The sequence below is a fragment of the Arthrobacter sp. S39 genome (genome assembly GCF_004320525.1).
GTDB lineage: Bacteria > Actinomycetota > Actinomycetes > Actinomycetales > Micrococcaceae > Arthrobacter.
Genome location: NZ_SIHX01000002.1, coordinates 117,378 through 139,999 on the forward strand (window position 1 = coordinate 117,378; position 22,622 = coordinate 139,999).

The following is a 22,622-nucleotide window of genomic DNA, read 5'->3' on the forward strand; positions in this document are numbered from 1 at the left end:
CAGGGTGGCGTGCAGCTATTTGGCGGGCAGCGGCTTCGCGGCGCCGGCCAGCAGGAGGGCTAGCAGGATCGGTGCCAGGATGGCCAGCAGTGCTAGGTGGATGCCGGTCAGGTCACCGAGGTAGCCCAGCAGAGGGGGACCGGCGAGGAAGGAAATATACCCCAGGGTGGATACAACCGAAACGCGTGCCGCTGCGTGCTTGGGGTCGTCGGCGGCGGCGGACATTCCCATCGGGAAAGCCAGGGCAGCCCCTACGCCCCACAGCGCGGCACCGACGGCGGCCAGCCAGACGTTTCCGGCCAGGACAAACAGCAGCAGGCCCGCCGCCGCGGCAGCCATGCTGGCACGGAGGACAACCACCCGGCCGTAGGCGTCGATGACCCTGCCGCCGACGAAGCGCATCGCTGTCATGGCCAGCACAAACAGGGCAAACATTAGAGCGCCTGTGGACTCGGCAGTGCCAAGCCCGTCCACGGAGGCCTTGGCGATCCAGTCGTTTCCTGCCCCCTCGGTGAGGGTTGCACCGAGCACCACCACGCCGATCAGCAGCGTGCGTCCATCCCGCCAGGCGGAGGGTCCCTTGGCAGCATTGGGCTCGCCGTCGGCCGGTGCTGCCGCGGCGATGTGCGGCAGGAAGTACCGCGGCGTCACCAGCGCCACCACGGCAACCACACCGGCGACCACCAGGAGGTGGACCGGCAGCCCGACTCCGATGGTGGAGAGGCCGGCGCCGATCAGGGCGCCCACGAAGGCCCCGCCGCTGAAGGCTGCGTGGAACTGCGGCATGATGGTGCGCCGCATCTTGTGCTCAACGTCGGCGCCTTCGATGTTCTGGGAGACGTCCCAGAGCCCGATGCCGATGCCGAAGAAGAACAGGGACACTGCGGTGCCCGGAACGGATTCGGCCGACAGGCTCAACGCAATCCCCACGCCAGCCACCGTCACCAGCATGCCGGCGGCGCGCACCGTGTTGGCGGTTCCGATCCTGCCCACCACGAGGCCCGCCGTCGGAAGCGCGAGAAGCGAGCCGACGGCGGTGCAGAGCAGGAGGGTGCCCATCTGGCCGGATGTCAGGTGCAGCGTCTCGGTAACGGCAGGGATGCGGGCCGCCCAACTGGCGAAGACCAGGCCATTGATTCCGAAAACGATGAATGTGGCGGCTGCCGCTGCCTTGAGGGAGGGGCTGGCCGTGGTGCGGGTGTTGGTGCTCATGCTTTCACTACTTCCACCGAGAGCTTGTTGAGGTGTGCGAGTTCTTCCGCACTGAGGTCTTTGTCTGTGACGATCACGTTCACCGAATCCAGGGCGGCCACCAGGGCCACGGCGTTGGCGTTCCACTTGGAACCGGCGCAGGCCACGATCACGCGGGCGGCCGATTCGAGGCCTGCCCTTTTGACCGCCGCGTCTTCGAGGTCGTGGGCAAGGAGGCCGTCCTTGAGGTTCAGGGCGCAGGGTGTGACGACGGCCGTGTCGAAGCGCAGCGACCTGATGTTGGCTTCCGCGAGCGGGCCACGGAAGCACAGCTCTCCGGGGACCAGGCTACCGCCGGGGAGGAGCAGGGCGGGCCGTTGGCCGGCGTTCGGGTCGTCGTCGGTCACGGTGGTCAGGGAGCGCACGGACATGGGCATCAGCGTCAGCTCACGGCCGCGCAGTGTCCTGGCGATCTCCGTGGCTGTGGTTCCGCTGTCCAGCCAGACGTGTTCCCGGTCCCGGAGCAGGCCGGCCACTGCGGCCGCGATCCTGACTTTGACGGCCTGGTCCTCGAGTTCGCGCTGCCCGTAGCCGGGGTTCTCGCCGCGGACAATCAGGCTCCTGGCACCACCGTGGACCCGCCGCAGGACACCATGGGCAGCGAGCACTTCAAGGTCGCGGCGGATGGTGGCTCCGGAAGCATCGCAGGCCTCGGTGAGCTCCTCCACCGAAACCTCGGCGCGGTGGCGCAGCAGCTCGCCGATCAGCCGATGCCGCTCTTCCGTCTTCATGCTCAAATGCTAACAAGTTTTGATCATTTAATCATTCGCCGTGATCGCCTGCCGCACCTTCCCAGCCCAACCGACTCCAACGCTCGCTCACTACCTGCAGGAAAAACGCGAACGCTCTCTCACCGGGTGAGAGAGCGTTCGACAAAAACGTGCAGAAAGTGAAAGAGCGCCGGTCTTAGCGGACGCGCTCGACGCGCTTCTCGTCCCACACCGGCTCGGCGGATTCGTACACCTTGCCGTCGGAGCCGAACACCAGGAAGCGGTCGAACGTCCGGGCGAACCAGCGGTCGTGGGTGACGGCGAGAACGGTGCCTTCGAAGTGGTCGATGGCCTTTTCCAGCGCCTCGGCCGAGTGCAGGTCCAGGTTGTCCGTGGGCTCATCGAGGAGCAGCAGCGTGGCCCCGGAAAGCTGCAGCAGCAGGATCTGGAACCGCGCCTGCTGCCCGCCGGACAGGGATTCGTACTTCTGCTCGGACTGCGAAGCCAGGCCGTAGCCGTCCAGGGCGCCGGCAGCAGCCTCGCGCCCCAGTCCGGACCGGTGCTCATCACCCCGGTGCAGGATCTCCAGCAGCGTCTTGCCCAGGAGGTCGGGGCGGACGTGCGTCTGCGCGAAAAAGCCGGGCCGGATGCGGGCGCCGAGCTTCACGGTGCCCTCGTGCGGCACTTCGGCGATGAGACTAAGCGGCTGCGGCGAGGGACCTGCCCCGAGCGTGCGAGGGGTGGGAGCCGCAGGCAGCGCGGACACCGGCAGGTGCTCACGCTCCGGATCGGTGCCTCCGGTGGCCAGCAGCCGCAGGAAATGGCTCTTGCCGGATCCGTTCGAGCCGAGCACGCCGACGCGGTCACCGAACCACACCTCGGTGGAGAAAGGCTTCATGAGTCCGGTCAGTTCGAGCTTCTCCGCCACGATGGCGCGCTTGGCTGTCCGGCCGCCCTTGAGCCGCATCTGCACGTTCTGTTCGATCGGCAGCGCCTCCGGCGGTCCGGCCTCGAGGAACTTCGCCAGCCGGGTCTGTGCCGCGTGGTAGCGGTTGGCCATATCGGAACGGAACGCCGCCTTGTTTTTGTACATGTTGACGAGTTCCTTGAGCTTCACGTGCTCCTCGTCCCAGCGCTTGCGCAGTTCCTCGAACCGGGCGTTCCGGTCCGCGCGGGCATCCACATAGGAGCCGAAGCCGCCGCCGTGGATCCAGGCGCCGGCCCCGTTGATGCCCGGTTCCAGTGTGACGATCCGGCCGGCGGCGTTGTTGAGCAGTTCGCGGTCGTGGCTGATGAAGAACACGGTCTTTTTGGACTCGTTGAGTTTGTCCTCAAGCCACCGCTTCCCGGGCACGTCCAGATAGTTGTCCGGCTCGTCGAGCAGGAGCAGTTCGTCCGGTCCGGCGAAGAGGGCTTCCAGGACCAGGCGCTTCTGCTCGCCGCCGGAAAGGCTCGACGCCGGGCGGTGCTGCGCGCGGTCAAACGGCAGCCCCAGCGCGGCCATGCAGACCTCGTCCCAGACGGTTTCGACGTCGTAACCCCCGGCGTCTCCCCAGTCCACGATGGCCTGGGCGTAACGCATCTGCGAGGGTTCGTCGTCGTGCTCCACCATCGCGAGCTCGGCCTCATCCACTTCGCGGGCAGCAGCCGCCAGGGCAGGCGGTGCCGCCGAGACCAGGAGGTCGCGGACGGTTGAGTCGTCCCGGACCTGGCCCACGAACTGGCGCATAATGCCCATGTTCCCGGAGCGCCCGATCACGCCTTCATCCGGAACCAGGTCGCCGGAAATGATCCGGAACAGCGTGGTCTTGCCGGTGCCGTTGGGGCCGATCAGGGCCGTTTTGGTGCCGTCCGGGACCTTGAAAGTCACACCGTTCAGCAGCTGGGTGCCGTCGGATAGGAAGTAGTCAATACCGGAAACGTCTATGTGGGCCACGCGAACAATCTTCCCACGCCCGCGCGGCGGCCCCCATCGGCAGGGTCAGCCGGCAGCGGTGAGGAACTGCTTGAGCAGGGGACCGGACGTGGTGGCGCCGAGGCCGCCATCCTCCACAAACACTGCCACGGCGAGGTCGCCGTGCACGGCCACAATCCAGGCGTGCGTTTTGGGCGGGTTCTCGTTGCCGAACTCCGCGGTACCGGTTTTGGCACCGACGGGCGCTCCCGGAACGGTCGACAGGAAACCGGCGTGGCCGGACGTGACCACCGCCCGCATCATGTCGGAGAGGGCAGCCGCCTCAGCGGCCGTGATCGGCTTGTCGGACGCCTGCGCGGGTGCTTCCGGGGTAACGGTCGACGACGGCGAACCGGCCGCCGCGGTCGGCTCACCGGTGGCGCCTGCCGCGGCAGCGCCGGCGTCGGGGTTCAGGACCAGTTGCGGTGATACGGGCGCGCCCTTGGCGACTGAGCCGGCCATGATGGCCGCTGCCAGCGGTGAGAGCAGCACCTTGCCCTGGCCGATCATCGAGGCCGCATGTTCCGTCCCCGCACCCTCACCGGGCACCGAGCCGAGGAAGGCCGCGGCGCCAAGGGACGGCGCTTCCACGGCCACTCCCATGGCTATCGCGGCAGCCTCAAGCTGGGACTGGGACACGGTGTCACGTGCGGCGATGAAGGCCGTGTTGCAGGAGTGCGCGAAGGCGTCGCGGAGCGTCACGGATCCCAATGATCCGGCGGGGTAGCCTTCGGCGTTTTTGAAGGTCCGGCCATCCACGCTGAGCGTTGGGGTGCACTCGACCTTGGAGTCCGGGGTCAGCCCGTTCCGCAGCATGGCGAGCGAGTCAACCATTTTGAATGTTGAACCGGGAGCGTACTGGCCCAGCATTGCGGTGTTGTAGCCATTGCTTCCCGGCCCTGATGCGGCGGCCAGTACAGCCCCGGTGGAGGGGCGCAGCGCCACGATCGCGGACGCCGGGCCGACACCCGCGAGGGTCGTCTCGGCCAGCGACTGGAGGGCCGGGTCAAGGGTTGTTTTCAGGGGCGTGCCGGGGGTTGGCGCCACTTGGAAGACGACCCGCCGGGGATCCGTTGCGGCAGCCCTGATCTGGTCAACGGTGAGGTCGGCCCGCTGGGCGCGGATCACAACGGAGTCTGTGCCGCGCAGCTGGGCGTCATACTGCTGCTGCAGTCCGCCGATGCCGGTGACGTCACCGGCGGCCAGGGCTCCGGCTGAGGCTTCGATCTGTTCAGCGGTGGCTTCGCCGACGGAACCGAGGACTGCGCGGGCGAATGTGCGGCTGGGTGCCAGCGGCACGGTGGCAGCAATGCCTCGGGCCCCGGGGATCTCGGCGATCTGCTGGTCCGTGATGCTGCGTCCCTCCTCGCGGAGGGTGATGGCCAGGACAAACGCTTCGGCGCCGGAGGCGGCAACCTGCTGGGCATATCCGGCCGGGTCCACGCCCACCAGCTGGGCCAGCTTGGTGGCAGACGCGGCAGCATCGGCGGAACCGAGGCGCGGCTTGTCGATGCCCACGTTCACTACGGGCCTGTACGTCACCAGCTGGGCATCGCCGGCGCCGAGGATGTCAGCCCGCTGCGGCGACTGGGTGCCTTTGGTGAGGATCTCCCCTTCAGCAAGGTCGGGGGCCAGGTCTGCGGGATCCCAAACTGCCAGCCAGTCGCCGCCGGACTTCTTGAGTTCCGCCGAAACGGTGTATTTCCACTCAGCGGAGGCGATTTTCCAGGTGTAGTTCAAGGGAACGGTGGCGGCGTCGCCGTCCAGGGTGAGCTCGCCGGCTTCCACGCTAGGTTTGTCCGGCTCGAGTGCCTTGAAGACTTCCTTGACCTGCTCATTCACAGCGGCCGAGTCGCGGCCTTCAAAGGCGACCGGGCCGACGTCGAGGGCGGCAAAGGCCGAGGCAAGCTGCTTCGCCGCGGCTTCCGCGTTCCCCCGCCCGTCGTCGCAGGCGGCCAGCGAGGCGCCGAGAATGATTCCAACCATGGCAAGTGACAGTTTTTTTGAGTTCCCCACGGCGCCATTATGCCCCGTCCCGGCCGTCACTCAGCGCGAACGTACAGTTGCGGCCCCACCGGGCGGGGCCCCAAGTGTACGTTCGCGCCCAAAAGGCAGGGGACGGCAAAGCGCCTAAATCCCAAGAGCCGGAACCTTCAAACCAAACATGTCCTTCAAGGCATATTTCGCTGCGTAGAAGCCCGGCATGCCTGTTACCCCCGGGCCTGGGGGTGTGGAGGAGGAACACAGGTAGACGCCTGGGAGCGGCGTACGCCAGGGCACCGGCGAAACAACCGGCCTCTGGATCAGTCCGCGGACGTCCATCAGGCCGGCGCTGAAGTCGCCACCCACATAGTTCCGGTTGTAGTTGGCAAGTTCCGCCGCGGTGGTCACATGGACCTGCACCACGAGGTCGCGGAATCCCGGCGCAAAACGCTCCAGTTGGGCGGTGACGGCCTCGCCCATGTCCCGCGTGGAACCGGCCGGCACGTGGCAGTACGCCCACAGCACCTGGTGCCCGCCGGGAGCACGGCCGGCATCAAAGCGCGACGGCTGGGCAACCAGCACGTAAGGGCGTTCCGGGTGTTTCCCGGCGCCAACCTCATTTTCGGCGTCAGCCAACTCGGCGCGGGTGCCGCCCACGTGCACCGTTCCGGCGTCGTTCAGTTCCTTGGCTGCCCAGGGAACCGGCCCTGACAGGATGTAGTCCACTTTGCAGGAACCATTCCCATAGCGGAATGACTCCAGCGACTTCCGGTACCGACCGGGCATGTCGTCGCCGGCCATGTTGAGCAACCCGCGTGGGGCCACGTCCAGCAGCGTTGCCCGCGCGCCGCCGAGTTCCCTGAGGCTTTCCACCGGCCGGTTGGTATGGATCACACCGCCGTGGGCACGGATGTCGTCCGCCAGCGCGGCCGCGATCGACGCCGAACCACCCAGCGGGATCGGCCAGCCCTGGGCGTGGGCCAGGGCATTCAGCATCAGGCCGGCACCTGCGGCGGCCAGTGACGGCAAATGCGACACCGCATGCGCCGCCACGCCGCTAAGCAAAGCCGGAGCAAACTCTTCCCTGAACCGCATGTTCCACAGCCCCGAGCCCTGTTCCAGCGTCCGCAGCCCGAAGATCGCGGCCGCGGCAGGATCCTTGGGGATCCGGAGGAGCTGGTGCTGGATCAGGTCCATCACGCCATCAATACGGCTGACAATCGGTCCCATCAGTCTCCGGTAAGCCGCACCGTCCCGGCCCAGCCCCTGGACTGTCCGGTCCAGCGAATGGTAGGCAAGGGCCGCACGCCCGCCGTCCAGGGGGGACCCGAACGACAGTTCCGGAACCACCAGTTCCACCCTGCGGGCCAGTTCGAAGGCGCGGAAAAACGGCGAGGCCAGCGCCATTGGATGGACCGCCGAGCAGATGTCATGTACATATCCGGGCAGCATCAGCTCGGACGTCCGGGTGCCGCCCCCGATGGTCCCGGCTGCCTCAAAGACTTCCACCTGCAGTCCTGCACGCGCCATCACGGCCGCTGCGGCCAGGCCGTTGGGGCCGGATCCGACGACGGCGACCTCAGGCATGGCTCTTGGCCCGCCAGGGAAAGACTGATTCAGCCGGGCGGAAAATATTCAGCCGCAGCCGGTCCGGTGCGCCCTCAAAGGGGCCACCTTGGGGATCGTCCAGGTCATGCCGGCGGACAGGATCGTAGCCGGGGTCGTAGATATCCCACACAACGCGGGCCATAAGATATGCCGTTGCAAGCATATGGCCGGCCACTGCGAGGACGTAGTACGGCATATCAATGTTGTGCTGGGAGGAGCCCCCGCTGGTCACCTGTCCCAGGTACATCCAGATGGCGGCCCAGTGCAGTCCCTCAATGCCCTGCCACACAAGGAAGTCCCGCCAACGCGGCCTGGCCAGGGCGAGGAGGGGGATCAGCCAAATCACGAACTGCGGGGAATAGACCTTGTTGGTCAGGATGAATGCAGCCACGATCAGGAAGGCCAGCTGCGCAAGCCGCGGCCGCCTCGCCGCCGTCAGGGCAACGACTGCGATGCCTACGCAAGCCAGCACAAAGAGGTTAAGGGCCAGGGCGTTGATGACTTCGGCGTCCAGGACCCTCCAGCGGAGCCTGGCTGCCACGAGGTTGTACGCGAACCAGGGGGAGCTGTAGCCGGCCGGGCGATCCTCCGTGAACTGGTAGAAGTATCGCCAGCCCGAGGGGTTCATCATTGCGATGGGTACGTTGACGGCCAGCCACGCAACGAGGGCTGATCCGGCCGTAACCAGGAAGGCCCGGATCCTGCCGGTCCGCAGGGCAAGGAGCAGGATGGCACCGAATATGAGGACTGGGTAGAGCTTGGTGGCTGTGCCCAGGCCGATCAGGATGCCGGCCAGCACCAGCCGTCCCCGTGAGAAACACAGCATGCCAAGTGCCAGGAAGCCTACTGCCCACATGTCCCAGTTGATGGTCCCGGCCAGGACGATGCCGGGCGCCAGCGCCACCATGGCCGCGTCCCACGGCCGCCGCCGTGACATCCGTGCGGTGGCCAGCACGGTAACAATCCAAACTGCGGCGATCAGTGTGGCGTTGACGTCGAAATAGCCGAGGATCCTGGCGTCGCTGACGCCTTGGCCGGGTACAAGCCAGGCCGTGGCACCGGCGATGAGTCCCATCAGGACGGGGTATTCGAAAAGGCTTCCCTGGCTGAAGAAGGGGAAGGTGCCGTCCCCGAGGCCTCGGTTCCGGAAGAGTTCGGGAAAGTCCGAATAGCACGTGGAGTAGAACTGGCTGGGGGACTCCCACCCGTTGGCGCGGCAGTAGCCCTTGATCAGAATGCCTGCAAGGGCCGCCAGCACCGTGAGGATGATCAGCACCCGCTCAACGGTAAACACGCCGGGGGAGACCAGACCGGGCGCGGAGCGTGAGCCCATGGGCCCGCCAATGAGTTCGGTGAAGTTCCTCAACAACAGGTCGCTGCGGCTGGGAACAACCAGGCGGGCGCGGCGCGGGGGCGCCGGCGGCTTCGTCTCCTGCATGTCTTCGAGCTTACCGGGGTGTTGCAGGCCCGTGGTTGTCCCCCATGCACCCGTGTATCGTCGATTCGGTACGCCGAGGACAGTTCCGGCGGTCTTTTTGCGAGAACTTCATTGGGGAGCGGGCCTGGGGTCGGCCTGTTCCACAACACGACTGACCTCGAGGGAACACTGTGTTGAATCAGCCGCCGGACGCGCCGGAACTAGAGCAGGGGCGCCGCGTTGCACGGTCTGAGGAACGGCGGCTGCCGGATGTAGGCCAGCGCTGGACGGGGCCACTCGCCATCGGGTTGTTGGCTTTTTGCGTCGCGTTCGTTGGCTTGTGGATCCCCTCTTTCTGGGATGACGAGATCGCCACGATCTCCGCCATCGACAGGACCCCTGCCCAACTCCTGGTCCTCCTGCAGTCCGTCGACGCGGTCCACGGACTGTATTACTTCCTGATGCACGCCTGGACGTCCGTTTTCGGTTTCTCGGAGATCGCCATGCGGACACCGTCAGCGCTGGCCGTCGGCCTTGCGTGCGCCGGGACCGTGGTGATTGGACGAAAGCTGGGGTCCAACGCCCTGGGCCTTACTTCCGGGCTGGTCCTGGCAGTGCTGCCCCGCATGGTGTGGGCGGGGACCGAAGCCCGGCAGTCGGCGCTTACGGCCCTGCTGGCCGTTATCCTGACCCTGCTGCTTCTGCGTGCGTGGAAATCCAACCGTGTCCTCGACTGGGTTCTCTACGGCATCTGCGCGGTTATTGGCGTCTGGATGTTTATGTTCTTTGTGCTGGCTGTAGCCGCCCACGCCTTCGCGGCCATCCTGCTTCGGCGCCGGCCCATCGCGACGGCCATTGCCTGCGCAGCCGTCGGCGCAGGTGTCCTGCCCTTCCTGCTCTTCGCCCTGGGCCAAAAGGCCCAGGTGGCATGGATCGAAAACAGGTCCCTGGCGCAAACACTGAGCACGGCAGCCGTCAAGCAGTTCTTCTATGGCGAAGACCGCCCGACGGGGAACCTCCCGCCGCAATGGGTCCTCGCGTTCGTTGCGCTTCTGGGCATCGTTGAGGTCGGCCTCGTGGTCTGGGGCCTCTGGACCGCCAGGAAGTTGCCTCAGACGCGTACCCTGGTGGTTCTGTGCCTCGTGGGAGTTGTCCTCCCCATCGCAGGCCTCGCATTGGTGAGCGTGGTTGCCCAGCCGGTATACGTGGCCCGGTATCTCACCTTTACCGCCCCGGCCTTCGCCCTGCTGGTGGGCCTGGGAATCGTCAGCATTCCTGCCCGGCGGGCATGGCTGCGCTATGCCGCCGTCGCCGTCGTGGTTGCCGTGAGCCTGGTTCCACAACTCACCCTCAAGAGCCTGGTGAATGAACCGCCGGATACCGAGCGCAAGATAGGGGATCAGGTAGCAACGGACGCCAAGGCGCCGGCAGCCATGGTCTTCGAGCATGACTACCTTCGGGACATGACCATTGCCTATCCTGACGACTTCAAAAATGTCCAGGACCTGTCGCTTGCCCAGAGCCCCGCGGAATCAGGAACACTCTGGGGCGAAAACGAGGCTGTCACGCCGGAGGAGCTGTCCGGCAAGGGAACCGTATGGTTCATCGGAGACGCCGGCGACGCACCCGACGACCTTTCGGCCTTCACTTCGGCTGGCTGTTCGGAGACGCGAAACCAAGCCTATGAGCGGATGCACATCGTGGAATTCGCCTGTCCGTAAGCGCCGGGGTCCGCGCGTCGCCGCGCGGACCCCGGGCTGAAGGGTGCGCGCCGTCAGCGCAGGCCACCCACGTGCTGGTGCAACAGGACGAATACGTCCTCGCGTTGCTGTTCCAGGAGCTGCCCGTTGAATTCGCGGCGGTCGCTGCTGACAGGCTGGCGCAGGGCGAACAGAGCCTTCGTGATCCTCTTGATCATGGTGGTCACCTCCTTTCGATGCCGGCTGGCTGCCACGGTGGACTGCCTGGACTGCGGTTTTGCCGCTGCAGTGGTCATTGAATGTTTCCTTGCGTTCGCAGGAATGAAATTGGGCATGGCAAATAGAGCCAATTAAAGTCGAGACAATAAAGGCGCTGAATGGGCATAAGAATGCCCGGCGTTAATTAGTGGTTCGCGAATGCGAAAATGGGCCCCTGAAGAAGCGGTGTTGCAGACCCCAACAAGAAGCCGGGTTCCGAATTATGGGATGCTGCGTCACCGCGTGGTTCCGCCTTGACAGTGTGCCGACAGGAACCGTCCCGAAGGACGGCCACAAGGGATACCTCGAACTCTACTGATGCCGCCGTCGGGCGGAATCAGGAGCAGGAAGGCTTAGGAGTCGGACGCTCCGTAAAGATGGCGCGCAAAAGCAACAGAGGCCGGGGCCGCAGTGATGGTCATCTTCCATCCGCTAGTCAAAGTAATCATTTTCCCAACCTCCTTTTCTGCTATGCCGTTGCGCCGACTGACTGGCCAGGCAACTCGCGCCGTAACCCCGGCAAGCCGCTCTGGGGTTAGAAATAAAATTACACTACAAATGCAGCCGCTGACTACTTAATTCACAAAGTTTCTCAAAGAAGTTTATGAATGGCCTTTAGAGGCCCCAGCGGACAATTGCGGGAGTCTTCTTATCCCAGCCCAAAGTGCAGACTTTAGCGGTCCCCAGAATGAAGTGGCGTCCTTCGGTGGGGGCCAGTTCAAGCCAGCGGGCTGTAAGGATCCGCGAAAAGTGCCCATGGGCAACAATCAGCACGTTGTCCAGGCCCGATTCGAGGACCCTCGCCACGATCTTGTCAGCACGGGCAGCCACCTCATCCAGGGTTTCCCCGTTGGGAACGCCGTGGGTCCAGATCAGGTAGTCGGGGTTGTCCTTGCGGATCAGGTCGGAGCTGATGCCCTCATAATCGCCGTAGTTCCACTCCACGGCGAGCGGCTCGTGCTGGGCGTCCGGGAATCCTGCCAGTTCGGCGGTGCGGCGGGCGCGGCGCAGCGGGGAGGTCAGGACCAGGTCGAAGTCCACCTGGTCCAGCACTTTGCGGGCCTCCACGGCCTGCTGCTCGCCTTCCACCGTGAGGGGAAGGTCGGTGAGGCCCGTGTACTGTCCGCTCTTGGACCACTCAGTTTCGCCGTGGCGCAGGATCCAGAGCTGGGGACGGGGGGTCATGGCAGAGATGGTCACTTGGGCTCCTCGGTAGCGGAAAGTTCGACGGCGGCGGGAGGCTCTTCGGCCTCCGGAACGGGAGGTGCTGCTTCAGGCTGCTGCGCCCACCAGGCGAGCAGCCTGGCCTCCGCGTCGTCGGGCTGCAGCGGACCGTGCTCCATCCGTTCCTCCAGGAGGAACTTGTAGGCGCGGCCGACGACGGGTCCTGGCTTGAGGCCAAGGATGGCCATGATCCGGGCACCGTCGAGGTCCGGCCGCACGGCTTCCAGGGATTCCTGCTCGCGCAGGGCGGCGATCCGGGCTTCCAGGTCGTCATAGGCGAAGGCGAGGCGTTCTGCCTTGCGCTGGTTGCGGGTGGTGACGTCCGAGCGTGTCAGCCGGTGCAGCCGCTCCAGGAGGGGTCCGGCGTCTGTCACGTAGCGCCGGACGGCAGAGTCGCTCCAACCGGCATCCCCGTAGCCGTAGAAACGCATGTGCAGCTCCACCAGGCGGGCCACGGCCTTGATGGTGTCGTTGTCGAACCGCAGGGTCTTCATCCGCTTCGCCGTGAGCTTGGACCCCACCATGTCGTGGTGGCGGAAGCTGACCGCACCGCCCGGTTCGAAACGCCGCGTAGCCGGCTTGCCGACGTCATGCATCAGTGCCGCAAACCGCAGCACAAAATCGGGAGCCGGCACGGCGCCGTCGGCCCCGGTCTCCAGTTCAGCCGCCTGCTCAAGTACCTGCAGTGAATGCTGGTACACATCTTTGTGGCGGTGGTGCTCGTCCGATTCAAGCCGCAAGGCGGACACTTCCGGCAGCACGAACTCCGCCAGGCCGGTCTCCACCAGCAGGTCCACGCCCACCCGGGGGTGGGCACCGCAGATCAGCTTGACCAGCTCGTCGCGTACGCGTTCGGCGGAGATGATGGTGATCCGCTCGGCCATCTGGCTCATGGCCAGGCGGACGTCGTCGTGCACCGAGATGCCCAGTTGGGACGCAAAGCGGGCGGCGCGCATCATCCGGAGTGGATCGTCAGAGAAGGACGCCTCCGGGGAGCCGGGGGTCGCCAGGACAGAGCCGTGGAGGTCTCGGACGCCGCCGAACGGGTCGATAAGTTCCAGCGACGGCAGGCGCAGGGCCATGGCGTTGATGGTGAAGTCCCGGCGCAGCAGGTCATCGGTCAGCGAGGAACCGAACGCCACCACGGGCTTTCGCGACTCGGGATCATAGGCCTCGGCCCGGTACGTGGTGATCTCGATCTGGAAACCGGCTTTGCGCATGCCGATCGTTCCAAACGCCCGGCCGATTTCCCAGAAGTTGTCCGCCCACTTCTTGATGAGCGCCACGGTCTGGTCCGGCGTGGCATCGGTGGTGAAGTCCAGGTCCGGCGACGTCCGTCCCAGGAAAAGGTCACGGACCGGCCCGCCCACCAGCGACAGTTCATGGCCGGCGTCGACAAAGCGCTGGCCGAGCTCCAGGACCACCGGGTCAACCTGGAAATCGACGGTGTGGGAATCAGTCTTGTGATGTGCGTGCGCCATAGTTACTTAAGCTTGGCAGAAACCAGAGCGTTGGCAGGCCAAAATCGGGTGAAGATCACGCCTATTCGTCCGTGCACTGGCAAAGTGCGTCATACGCAGTCCATCTTGATGTCATGTTCCGGTCATCAGGAACGGGCAAGAGTCGTTAGAGTGGACTTCATGGCCCATCCCGTACCGAGCGCTCCCGGCAGGAGGACAAACCCACCGTTGCCGTCGGCAATCGGTGCCCATGTCGCGCCCGCCCAGCATTCGGCCCCGGCCTCGCTGCCCACCGTCGAGGAAATTTCCGCCGGCGGCGTCGTGGTGGACACGTCCGACGGCGACCTCAAGGTTGCGATCATCGCCCGCCTTAACAGGGGCGGACGGCTGGAATGGTGCCTGCCCAAGGGCCATCCGGAGGGCAAAGAGAACAACGAACAGGCCGCCGTCCGCGAAATTGCCGAGGAAACAGGCATCGAAGGCGACATCCTGGCACCGCTGGGCAGCATCGACTACTGGTTCACCGTCAGCGGACACCGCGTGCATAAGACAGTGCATCACTACCTGCTGCGTGCCACCGGCGGCGAGCTCACTATCGAGAACGATCCCGACCAGGAAGCCGTGGACGTGGCATGGGTCCCCATCCAGGAGCTCGCACGGAAGCTTTCCTTTCCCAATGAACGGCGCATCGCCGACCTCGCACGGGAAGTCCTGCCCGAACATCTTTGAGCGGGCCCTGCAGCGCGCCTCACGGCCGTGGCTGCCTGCCGCGTTGCGGCATTAAGGGCGCCCGGGTGAGACGATGAAGTCGATGTCAGCTACCAACTTCCCTTCCGACAAAGCGCGCGGCGCCGCCGGTGAAACCCAGCCGAGCGCTGCCCAGCCCGGCGAAGCCCGTTCCAGTGCCATCATGGCCGCCGGAACGCTCGTTTCGCGGTTCCTGGGCTTCGGCAAGACGTGGATGCTGGGAGCTGCCCTGGGGCTGAGCTCCACGGTCAACGACACATTCATTAACGCCAACAACCTGCCCAACCTGATTTTCCTGCTGGTGGCCGGCGGTGTGTTCAACGCTGTGCTGGTCCCGCAGATCATCAAGGCCAGCAAGGCGCCGGACAGGGGAGCGGACTACATCAGCCGCCTCCTCACCCTTGCCGTCCTGCTGCTCCTGGGCCTGACCGCCCTGGTCACCCTGGCGGCGCCCGTGATCATCGACCTGACCACCCAGGGATACTCGCCGCCGCAGAAGGCACTCGCCATTGCCTTCGCCTTCTGGTGCCTGCCGCAGATCTTCTTCTACGGCCTCTACGCCCTCCTGACGCAGGTGCTGAACGCCAACGGAGCCTTCGGCCCGGCCATGTGGGCGCCCATCCTGAACAACCTCGTGGCCATCGGCGGCCTGGGGATGTTCATCTGGATCTACGGCGCCAACTTGGACAACCCGCACACCCTGGATAACTGGGGACCCTCGCAGACGCTGTTTGTGGCCGGCTTCTCCACCATCGGGGTGGTGGCCCAGACGGCCATCCTGCTCATTCCGGTGTTCCGGCTCAAACTCGGCCTCCGCCCCCGGTTCGGGTGGCGCGGGGTGGGACTGGGACAGGCAGCAAAGCTGAGCCTCTGGACCCTGCTGACCGCCGCCGTCGGGCAGCTTGCCTTCCTGTACGTCATGAGGATCGCCACCATCCCGGGCGCGGAACGCCTCCGCCTGAAGCAGGCCGGTGATCCCGCCGCCGATTTCCTGCCCGGGAACGCTGTGCTGGAAGTCGCCAGCCAGCTCTACCTGCTGCCGCACTCCATCATTGCGTTGTCCCTGGCGACCGTCCTCTTTAACCGGATGACCCGCGCCTCCCAGGACGGCAACAAAGCCGAGCTCCGCGACGCCCTCTCCCACGGGCTCCGCACCATGGCCGTGGCCACGGTCTTTGGTGCCCTTGCCCTGTTTGCGCTGGCCGGGCCGCTGGGCATGTTCTTCTCCGGCGGAGACAAGCAGGACGGCGTGATGCTGGCACAGACACTGACCATCCTCGCCCTGAGCACACCGTTCATGAGCGCCAATTTCATGATGTCCCGGGTGTTCTACGCCAACGAGGATGCGCGGACACCGTTCTACATCCAGCTCCTTTTGGCCGTGGTCTACGTCGCCGGCGCCTTCGCCATCCAGTTCCTGCCGGTGGGCCAGGTCATCTACGCCATTGCCATCCTGTACATGGTGGGCAACATCCTCTCGGTGGTGATCAGTGCCTATTTCCTGCGCCGGCTCCTGGGCCACCTGGACGGCCCGCGGATCGCCAACTCGTACATCCGCATGGGGTATGCGGGCCTCGGTTCGGCTGTTGCCGGTGCAGGCGCCCTGTGGCTCATGGGCAGCTACAGTCCGGACGGCTTTGCCTGGAGCGATCGTCTCGCAGCCCTGGTGACGGTCATGGTTGTGGGGCCGGTGATGCTGGTGGCCTACCTCTTCCTGCTGAAGGTCTTCCACGTGTCGGAGCTTCGCGACCTGCTCCGCCCGCTGCTGGGACGGCTGGGCCGTACCGCCGGTCCCGATGGCACCGGCCCGGGGACCCCGCCGTCGTCCGGTTCCGGGGGAGCCGCCCACGGAACGGAACGTACGACGCCGGAACGCGCCACGGTCTCGGTGGACACCGGCCTCATTCCCCGGATTTCCGGCGAGTTCGATGCCGTCTCCTTCCGGGCCGGTCCCGTGCCGGAAGCTGCGCCGGAACGCGCCGCGGATTCTGCGCTTCCGGTGGATGCCGGTGGCGGGTCCGAGGGCGGCTATCTTCCTGCCGAGGACGTGCCAGGCACAGCACGGGGAGGCCTGCTCCGCGATGAGATCCCGCTGCCGGGCCGGCGGACCTTCCAGGGGCAAGCCGGGAAGAACCCCCATTTCAAGCCGCGGCGGCCCCGGAAAAAGTGATATCGCCAGGGTGTTTGGCTGCCTGTCTCCACCGGCCGCCACGGCCCATCGGCTAGGATCGAAAGTGAACAAGGGTTGTTGCAGTCAAGCGTCAGCCGGCCCGCCGGCACCTGCTCGAACGGCGGTGGCATCATCCACGCAACGGCAATTCCCGGACAGTCTAGGAGGAACACGTGTCCCACCCGATCGATGTTGGATCAGTACTCGGCGGCCGGTACAAGGTCACTGCCACTGTATTGACCTCACACGACCAGGATCTGGTGCTGGACGGGGTGGACCAGGTTCTCAACCGGCCGGTCAGCATTCTGGTTGCCGGCCCGGACAATACCGAACAGGTTGCCCAGAGCGCCCGTGAAGTTGCCACCGGTGAGCGGCCGGGCACAGTCCAGGTCCTCGACCTCGGCGTCACCGAGGCAGCCACCTACCTGATCACCAACCACACATCCGCCGCGGACCTGCTGGACCTTGTGGTCGCCTCGAACCCGCCGTATGTCGAACCGTTCTTCACGGACACGCTCGGCAGCGAAATCTTTGGCCAGGCACGGTCAAACGAGCCGGAACCGTACGACGACGAAGAGAACGTCGACGCCGGCTACATCAGCTATTCGGATGCCCACCCGAACCAGGTTGACCCCTACCGGGCCAACCAGCCGGTGGTTCCGCCCCGCCCGCCCGTCCGGCCGGCGTCGCCCCCGTCTGCCGGTGCTGCAGGCGCTGCCGGCGGTGCTGCAGCCGCTGCGGGCGCAGCCTCCCAGCAGGCCACGGCCCCCCAGCCCGTCCAGCCGCGCGGCCAGCAGCCCGCCGTCCCGGCGGCCGGGACAACCGGTCCCGCGGACAGCCCCACCTCGGCTTCGCCGAAGGTCTCGCTGTGGAACGAAGAGGACTACGGCTACGCGGCAGGCGATCAGGACGCCGCGTATGACGAGCCCGTCGAAACTGCCGCGCCGCCACGCCAACCGGACCGCTCCGTCGGAAACCTCCCCGCTTCCGCCCGCTCTGCCGCGCCCGCCAAGGCGGCAACGTCCACGGCCTCCGCGGACGCGCCCAGCGACTACTACGACGACGACGAGCCCGAGCGGGAGCCCCGCTCCATGCGCTGGCTGGTGGGCGGCCTGCTCGCGGTGGTGCTCATCGTTGGCCTGGTTTTCGCGGTGACAAACCTTGGCAGCCTGTTCCGTTCCGATCCGCAGGCAAACACCGCAACCACCGGCTCCACCACATCCCCGTCGGATTCCGGTACGGCCAGCCCGACGGCGTCTTCCGCGGCACCTGCCGCACCGCCGGCCATCGAGGGCATCACCCGCCAGGGCGACTTCGACTTTGCCGCTACGTACGACGTCGACCTGGTCAAGGCATTTGACGGCAACGCCGCCAGCTACTGGTCTGACATGGAGTTCGCCACGGAAGGATGGGGCGGGCTTGCCCCCGACGGTGTTCCGCTGTTCATCAAGCTGAAGAGCAAGGCCACCATTTCCTCCATCACGCTAAGCCAACTCGGCGCTTCCGGCGGCAACATCAGCGTGTTCACCAACGACCGCCCGTCGCTGGACGGCGCCAAGCAGGTGGGCAGCAACAGTTTCACCTCCACCGATCTGACCATGCCCCTGGCAGCACCGGTCCAGGCGCAGTACGTCATTGTGTCCATCAAGACCCTGCCCAAGCTGGCCGCTCCGAAGACACGTTACGGCTACGGCATCCGGCTGGCAGAGATAAAGATCCAGTAGTTCACGCATCGCCGCCGCCATCGAGCCGCGCCCGTTACCTTAGGGGAATCACTCCGGGGGTAACAGGCGCGGCTCTGCTGTCTCCAGACGGTAATCTGGTATGGCGTCGTTTGTTGGGGTGGCTCCAATACTGTCCGCGGACGGTCCCTTCGTTTGCCGGCGCCCGGAATATTCAGCATCACGATTCAGTTGTGCCATGTGGCCGCCTCCACGGGCTGGCGCATCGATATAGGAAGAGGTTCACCGTTCAGTGAGCAACGCAGAAAACACCGCGTCCGAAGTACGTGATGTCATCATCGTCGGCTCGGGCCCGGCTGGTTACACGGCAGCCGTCTACACGGCGCGTGCCAACCTCAAGCCCTTGCTGCTGGCGGGTTCAGTCACCGCCGGCGGAGAACTGATGAACACCACCGACGTCGAGAACTACCCGGGGTTCCCCGAAGGCATCATGGGGCCGGATCTCATGGAGAACTTCGAGAAGCAGGCGGCACGGTTCGGTACGGAAATCCAGTTTGAGGATGTCACCGCACTTCAGCTTGACGGCGACGTGAAGACCGTCACCATCGCTACCGGTGAAACATTCCAGGCACGCGCCATCATTCTTTCTACGGGATCTGCCTACCGCGAGCTGGGACTGCCCAACGAGAAGCGCCTTTCCGGCCACGGCGTGAGCTGGTGTGCAACCTGCGACGGTTTCTTTTTCAAGGACCAGGACATCGCGGTCATCGGTGGGGGAGACTCCGCCATGGAGGAAGCGCTGTTCCTGACCAAGTTTGCCAAGTCAGTTACGGTGGTCCACCGCCGCGATTCGCTCAAGGCCTCGAAGATCATGGCTGACCGCGCGCTGGCCCACGAAAAGATCAGTTTCGTGTGGAACAGCACGGTGGACGATGTGATCGGCGAGAACAAGGTGACGGGCCTGAAAATCAAGAACCTCGTAGACGGATCCGTAACGGACCTCGCGGTCACCGGCGTCTTCGTGGCAATCGGCAACGACCCGCGCACCGAACTCGTCAAGGACGTCCTGGAGATCACTCCCGCCGGAACCATCGCCGTTGAGGGCCGCAGCTCCAAGACAAGCATCGCTGGTGTGTTCGCCGCCGGAGACGTCGTGGACCCCACGTACCGTCAGGCCATCACAGCCTCCGGTTCAGGCTGTGTAGCCGCCATCGACGTAGAGCACTACCTCGCAGATCTTCACGCGTAATCCGCGTACCCACCCTTCGAAGAGAGAGACAAGGTTATGAGCAACGCAAAAGACGTAACTGACGCAAGTTTCGGCACGGACGTCCTGTCGGCGGACAAGCCGGTCATCGTGGACTTCTGGGCAGAGTGGTGCGGCCCCTGCCGCAAGCTCGGTCCGATCCTCGACGAGATCTCGGTTGAATACAGCGAGAAGGTCAACGTCGTCAAGGTCAACGTCGACGACAATCCGGCCATCGCTGCCGAGTATGGCATCACGTCCATTCCCGCGGTCTACCTGTTCCAGGACGGCCAGGTCAAGAACACGGTCATCGGCGCCAAGCCCAAGCAGTTCTTCGAAAAGGAATTTGCGGACGTCCTGTCCTAGTCATTTTGGGGGACTGGGCTTGTGCTCAGCCGCCTGCCGAATGGCCACCGCTTCCTAGCGGTGGCCATTCGTGTTTTAAGCCATGACTACAGCGCTTGGCTGCGACGGGTGGGTGTTCACGCCGACCCTAAGCAGCAAAAAACGAACAATTTTGGTTCCGTACCTGTTCTCTTTGCTACCGGAAGCCACCTGGGTGCTCCAAGGCCAACAAGGCATGATTCCGTGAGGTCCGACTGCGCAAAATCTGTTTGCGCCCCTGCGGTGTCCCTCTGGACGTGGTGTTTCACGTGAAACATCTCCCTCTCACCAGAATCCTCAAATGAAGCAGACGCTGTAGTCAATGAGAAAGGTGCGCCCCGACACGGTCTTCGCTCAAACCGCATCCGATCATTCCACGGTGCCAGCCTGGGTGCTCATGGATCCCCGCCTTCCGCAGCGATGGCTTCCGTAGAGGTGGCTCCGCCCGCCGGCCTGAAGTGGTGCCGGTGCACAGGCTGCCGGCGTTCACATTATCGGCTTGATAAATCCGGTGGCTAGCCGCTTGGCCCCGGCTACAGGCTCACACACTTGCTGGCCCGGTCAACAGAAACGCTGTTTGCTGGCCGATCCTTCGGATCCTCCCGATACTGCATTTCGGACTGACCATAGGTGGTCCGCTCGATATGCTCCGTCACGATTTTTCTCTCTATGCAGGACGTCTCCCAATCCTCGCTGCGTAGAGCCTAGGGTCCGGAAATGCGCCGGGAAACCGACACATGGTGTCCACTCCCGGCAGAAGACTGGTCGGCACATTCGAACAAGCGCGGCTGGCCTCGAGCAACCCGGAGCTTCCGAACTGCTCTGTTTCACGTGAAACATAGACCCAGCTGCTCGTGGAACAGGCATAGAGTCGGATGTACCGGCGCTTGGTGTCATGTTTCACGTGAAACCAAAGAGCAATATGGGCCAGAGCCGAGGAAATGAATGTCCATCAAACTTTGGCTCTGCGGTTGCCTAAACATCCATGGTGGAAATCACCCTGTGCAAACTGATCTACCAAGAATTCAGTGCGTTAGGGGACAATACGGTCTGAGTCGGGCACGAGCCGGACCTCGAAGGAGAACACTGCAGGCACATCTTCTGCACCTCTGTTCAAAATCGACGTCAAACAACCGGCGTGCCGTACCCCACGGAATGCAGCTGAATGAACGCCACCATCTCAACCTGACTCGCCCAGCGCATGCGAACACACGCCACCCGCGCAACCCACAGTAACCCGTCGATCAGGATCCTGGCCTCCTTGACCACAATTTCCGTCTAATCCCTGGCAGCGTCCTCCCGGACTTGAGCATGAACGTCATCGTCGGTAAGGGTGCACCCTAGCGGGGACCTCGCAATCCCGAGTGGAGCCCGGCTTCTACCACACGCCATCCGACCGATGCGGCCGGACGTACCGGGCATCCAGGGCGAAAGCACCATACGGAAGAAGGGCGTAGCAAAATCTAATATGACGACCAAATCCACCCGCCTTCACCTGCACCATGCAAGGGTGGACTGAAGTGGATAGGCGACTCCCAAAACCTAGGAGAACTGACTGGCGACCCGTACGTTCCTTGCCTGATCCTTTTTCCATGGCTCCGGGAACCGTTGGAAAGGTAAACCACAGTGACGGCTAGCCGGCGATCCGTTGATTAGTCCGACCCCGCGGTTCGGCACGGGAAAACACAAGATTCTGACTGCTTCGTTTCACGTGAAACACTGACGACCCAGCAGGCGTCCAACCGTAGATCCGGAAGTGGAGGGCGGATATGCGGGGATGCGGACCAGAAGAGCAGCATCCGGCCTAGCAGAATAACATCCGATCCATGAGCTTACACAAAGGGCGGGTGGCGCTGGCGAGCGGCCATGCACCTCACTGGCGTGTACCAAGCAACGCCGATATTGACGAGCTCAGAGTGAGGGCCTGTCGGAATGCCGGGGTCTCTGGACGCATCCCCAAAAGCCCGGCGGAGCACTTGTTGCCCGACTCTGGGGAAGCGCAGCACAGCCCTGGACATTCCAGCCAGGTCGTCTGGCCCAGTACAGAGTCTTCGACCCCATCCACTGATGGCGAGCGAGTAGAGGACCGTCGTCATGTTTCACGTGAAACATGACGAGCCAGCCCAAGAGCCGGATAGCAACAACCGCAGATGTGCCGACTGCCTTACAGGATACCGACGCCGACGACAGGCGGATTATCAATAAAGCCGCGGTTCACCAACGGGAACAGGACGCAGCTATTGGTAGCCGCCAACGACGGTTCCGACCCTGGCACGTTCGCTCGTCCTTAGGAATGGTCCTTCACTCCCGTCCAGAACAGTCTGCGTGCCCGACGAATGGCGCCAGCCGCCATGTTAGGGGACTCGCGATACTCACCGAGGCCGTCCCAAGCGACTCAGAGAGTCAGCGGTGGTCGTGGCAAGGAATCCCAAAAGCAGGCAGCCAAGCGTCGACCATTTCACGCCAACCCCCGGCTCGCACCCGACTTTGTTGGGGCCGGCTGTCACCTTAGTGCGTCGTTCATTGAGGGTCCATGCCGCGTTCGACTCCATCGCGAACCACCGAAGCAGCCGACGAGTTCGCTCCGGACCTGTGCGCCCAGCACTCGCAATGAAAAAACCAGCCATCGTGGGATGGTGCGGCCGAGGAGATTTCTCCTGGAAATTGCTGCACGAAATGGATCCCTCGCTGGGAGCACGGGCTAGTTTGTCAACAGCCTGCCAACTTATCCCCAGAAGTTATCCACACCAATATCCACAGCCTTATGCACACTCCGTTTCGTGAGGAATTAATCACAGCCCAGTCGGGTGCCGGATCACGCAAGGCCG

The 22,622-nt window shown here is 64.5% G+C and carries 15 protein-coding genes; 6 read left to right on the forward strand and 9 right to left on the reverse strand.

All coding sequences use genetic code 11. The features are described 5' to 3' along the window. Positions 1-15: 15 nt before the first annotated feature. The 6 genes from EYS21_RS04505 to EYS21_RS04530 all read right to left on the reverse strand — a co-directional run bounded on the left by EYS21_RS04505 (position 16) and on the right by EYS21_RS04530 (position 8,944). A complete protein-coding gene (locus EYS21_RS04505; RefSeq protein WP_131132015.1) occupies positions 16-1,212 on the reverse strand; it encodes an MFS transporter in 1,197 nt (398 codons plus the stop codon). Beyond that, entirely contained in the window at positions 1,209-1,982 is a 774-nt protein-coding gene (locus EYS21_RS04510) for a DeoR/GlpR family DNA-binding transcription regulator (RefSeq protein WP_131132016.1), read from the reverse strand. The genes EYS21_RS04505 and EYS21_RS04510 overlap by 4 nt, the downstream gene beginning before the upstream one ends. 175 nt (positions 1,983-2,157) lie before the next feature. After that, positions 2,158-3,897 carry an ATP-binding cassette domain-containing protein gene (locus EYS21_RS04515; protein ID WP_131132017.1) on the reverse strand — a complete coding sequence of 580 codons (1,740 nt, stop codon included), beginning with the start codon at positions 3,895-3,897 and terminating at the stop codon, positions 2,158-2,160. Positions 3,898-3,942: 45 nt separating this feature from the next. Then, positions 3,943-5,931 carry a penicillin-binding transpeptidase domain-containing protein gene (locus EYS21_RS04520; RefSeq protein ID WP_131132018.1) on the reverse strand — a complete coding sequence of 663 codons (1,989 nt, stop codon included), beginning with the start codon at positions 5,929-5,931 and terminating at the stop codon, positions 3,943-3,945. Between the two features lie 114 nt (positions 5,932-6,045). Continuing rightward, positions 6,046-7,485, reverse strand: coding sequence for an NAD(P)/FAD-dependent oxidoreductase (locus EYS21_RS04525; RefSeq protein WP_131132019.1), 1,440 nt, complete (start codon positions 7,483-7,485; stop codon positions 6,046-6,048). After that, on the reverse strand, positions 7,478-8,944 hold the full coding sequence (locus tag EYS21_RS04530) for a glycosyltransferase 87 family protein (RefSeq protein WP_131132020.1): 1,467 nt from the start codon (positions 8,942-8,944) through the stop codon (positions 7,478-7,480). Before EYS21_RS04530 ends, EYS21_RS04525 begins: the two co-directional genes overlap by 8 nt. A gap of 173 nt (positions 8,945-9,117) precedes the next feature. On the opposite strand from EYS21_RS04530, the gene EYS21_RS04535 reads away from it, so the two are divergent. Then, positions 9,118-10,644: a glycosyltransferase family 39 protein gene (locus tag EYS21_RS04535; protein WP_131132021.1), complete on the forward strand. Its 1,527-nt coding sequence runs from the start codon at positions 9,118-9,120 to the stop codon at positions 10,642-10,644. 53 nt (positions 10,645-10,697) lie between these two features. Here the strand turns inward: EYS21_RS04535 and EYS21_RS04540 are convergent, their stop codons facing one another. The 3 genes from EYS21_RS04540 to EYS21_RS04550 form a co-directional block, all read right to left on the reverse strand. After that, positions 10,698-10,919: a hypothetical protein gene (locus EYS21_RS04540; RefSeq protein ID WP_131132022.1), complete on the reverse strand. Its 222-nt coding sequence runs from the start codon at positions 10,917-10,919 to the stop codon at positions 10,698-10,700. Between the two features lie 577 nt (positions 10,920-11,496). Further along, entirely contained in the window at positions 11,497-12,066 is a 570-nt protein-coding gene (locus tag EYS21_RS04545; RefSeq protein ID WP_131132377.1) for a histidine phosphatase family protein, read from the reverse strand. 11 nt (positions 12,067-12,077) lie between these two features. After that, entirely contained in the window at positions 12,078-13,586 is a 1,509-nt protein-coding gene (locus EYS21_RS04550; RefSeq protein ID WP_131132023.1) for a CCA tRNA nucleotidyltransferase, read from the reverse strand. 159 nt (positions 13,587-13,745) lie between these two features. Between EYS21_RS04550 and EYS21_RS04555 the strand changes: the two genes are divergently transcribed. From EYS21_RS04555 to trxA, 5 genes are all read left to right on the forward strand, one after another. Next, entirely contained in the window at positions 13,746-14,294 is a 549-nt protein-coding gene (locus EYS21_RS04555; protein WP_242633288.1) for an NUDIX hydrolase, read from the forward strand. 82 nt (positions 14,295-14,376) lie between these two features. Continuing rightward, the gene (gene murJ, locus EYS21_RS04560) at positions 14,377-16,482 is read left to right on the forward strand and encodes a murein biosynthesis integral membrane protein MurJ (RefSeq protein WP_131132024.1); all 2,106 of its coding nucleotides are present in this window, start codon (positions 14,377-14,379) and stop codon (positions 16,480-16,482) included. Between the two features lie 173 nt (positions 16,483-16,655). Then, entirely contained in the window at positions 16,656-18,206 is a 1,551-nt protein-coding gene (locus EYS21_RS04565; RefSeq protein ID WP_131132025.1) for an ABC transporter substrate-binding protein, read from the forward strand. 250 nt (positions 18,207-18,456) lie between these two features. Continuing rightward, positions 18,457-19,413, forward strand: a complete 957-nt coding sequence (gene trxB / locus EYS21_RS04570; protein ID WP_131132026.1) for a thioredoxin-disulfide reductase — start codon at positions 18,457-18,459, stop codon at positions 19,411-19,413. A gap of 36 nt (positions 19,414-19,449) precedes the next feature. Further along, entirely contained in the window at positions 19,450-19,776 is a 327-nt protein-coding gene (trxA, locus tag EYS21_RS04575) for a thioredoxin (protein ID WP_131132027.1), read from the forward strand. Positions 19,777-22,622 lie beyond the last annotated feature (2,846 nt).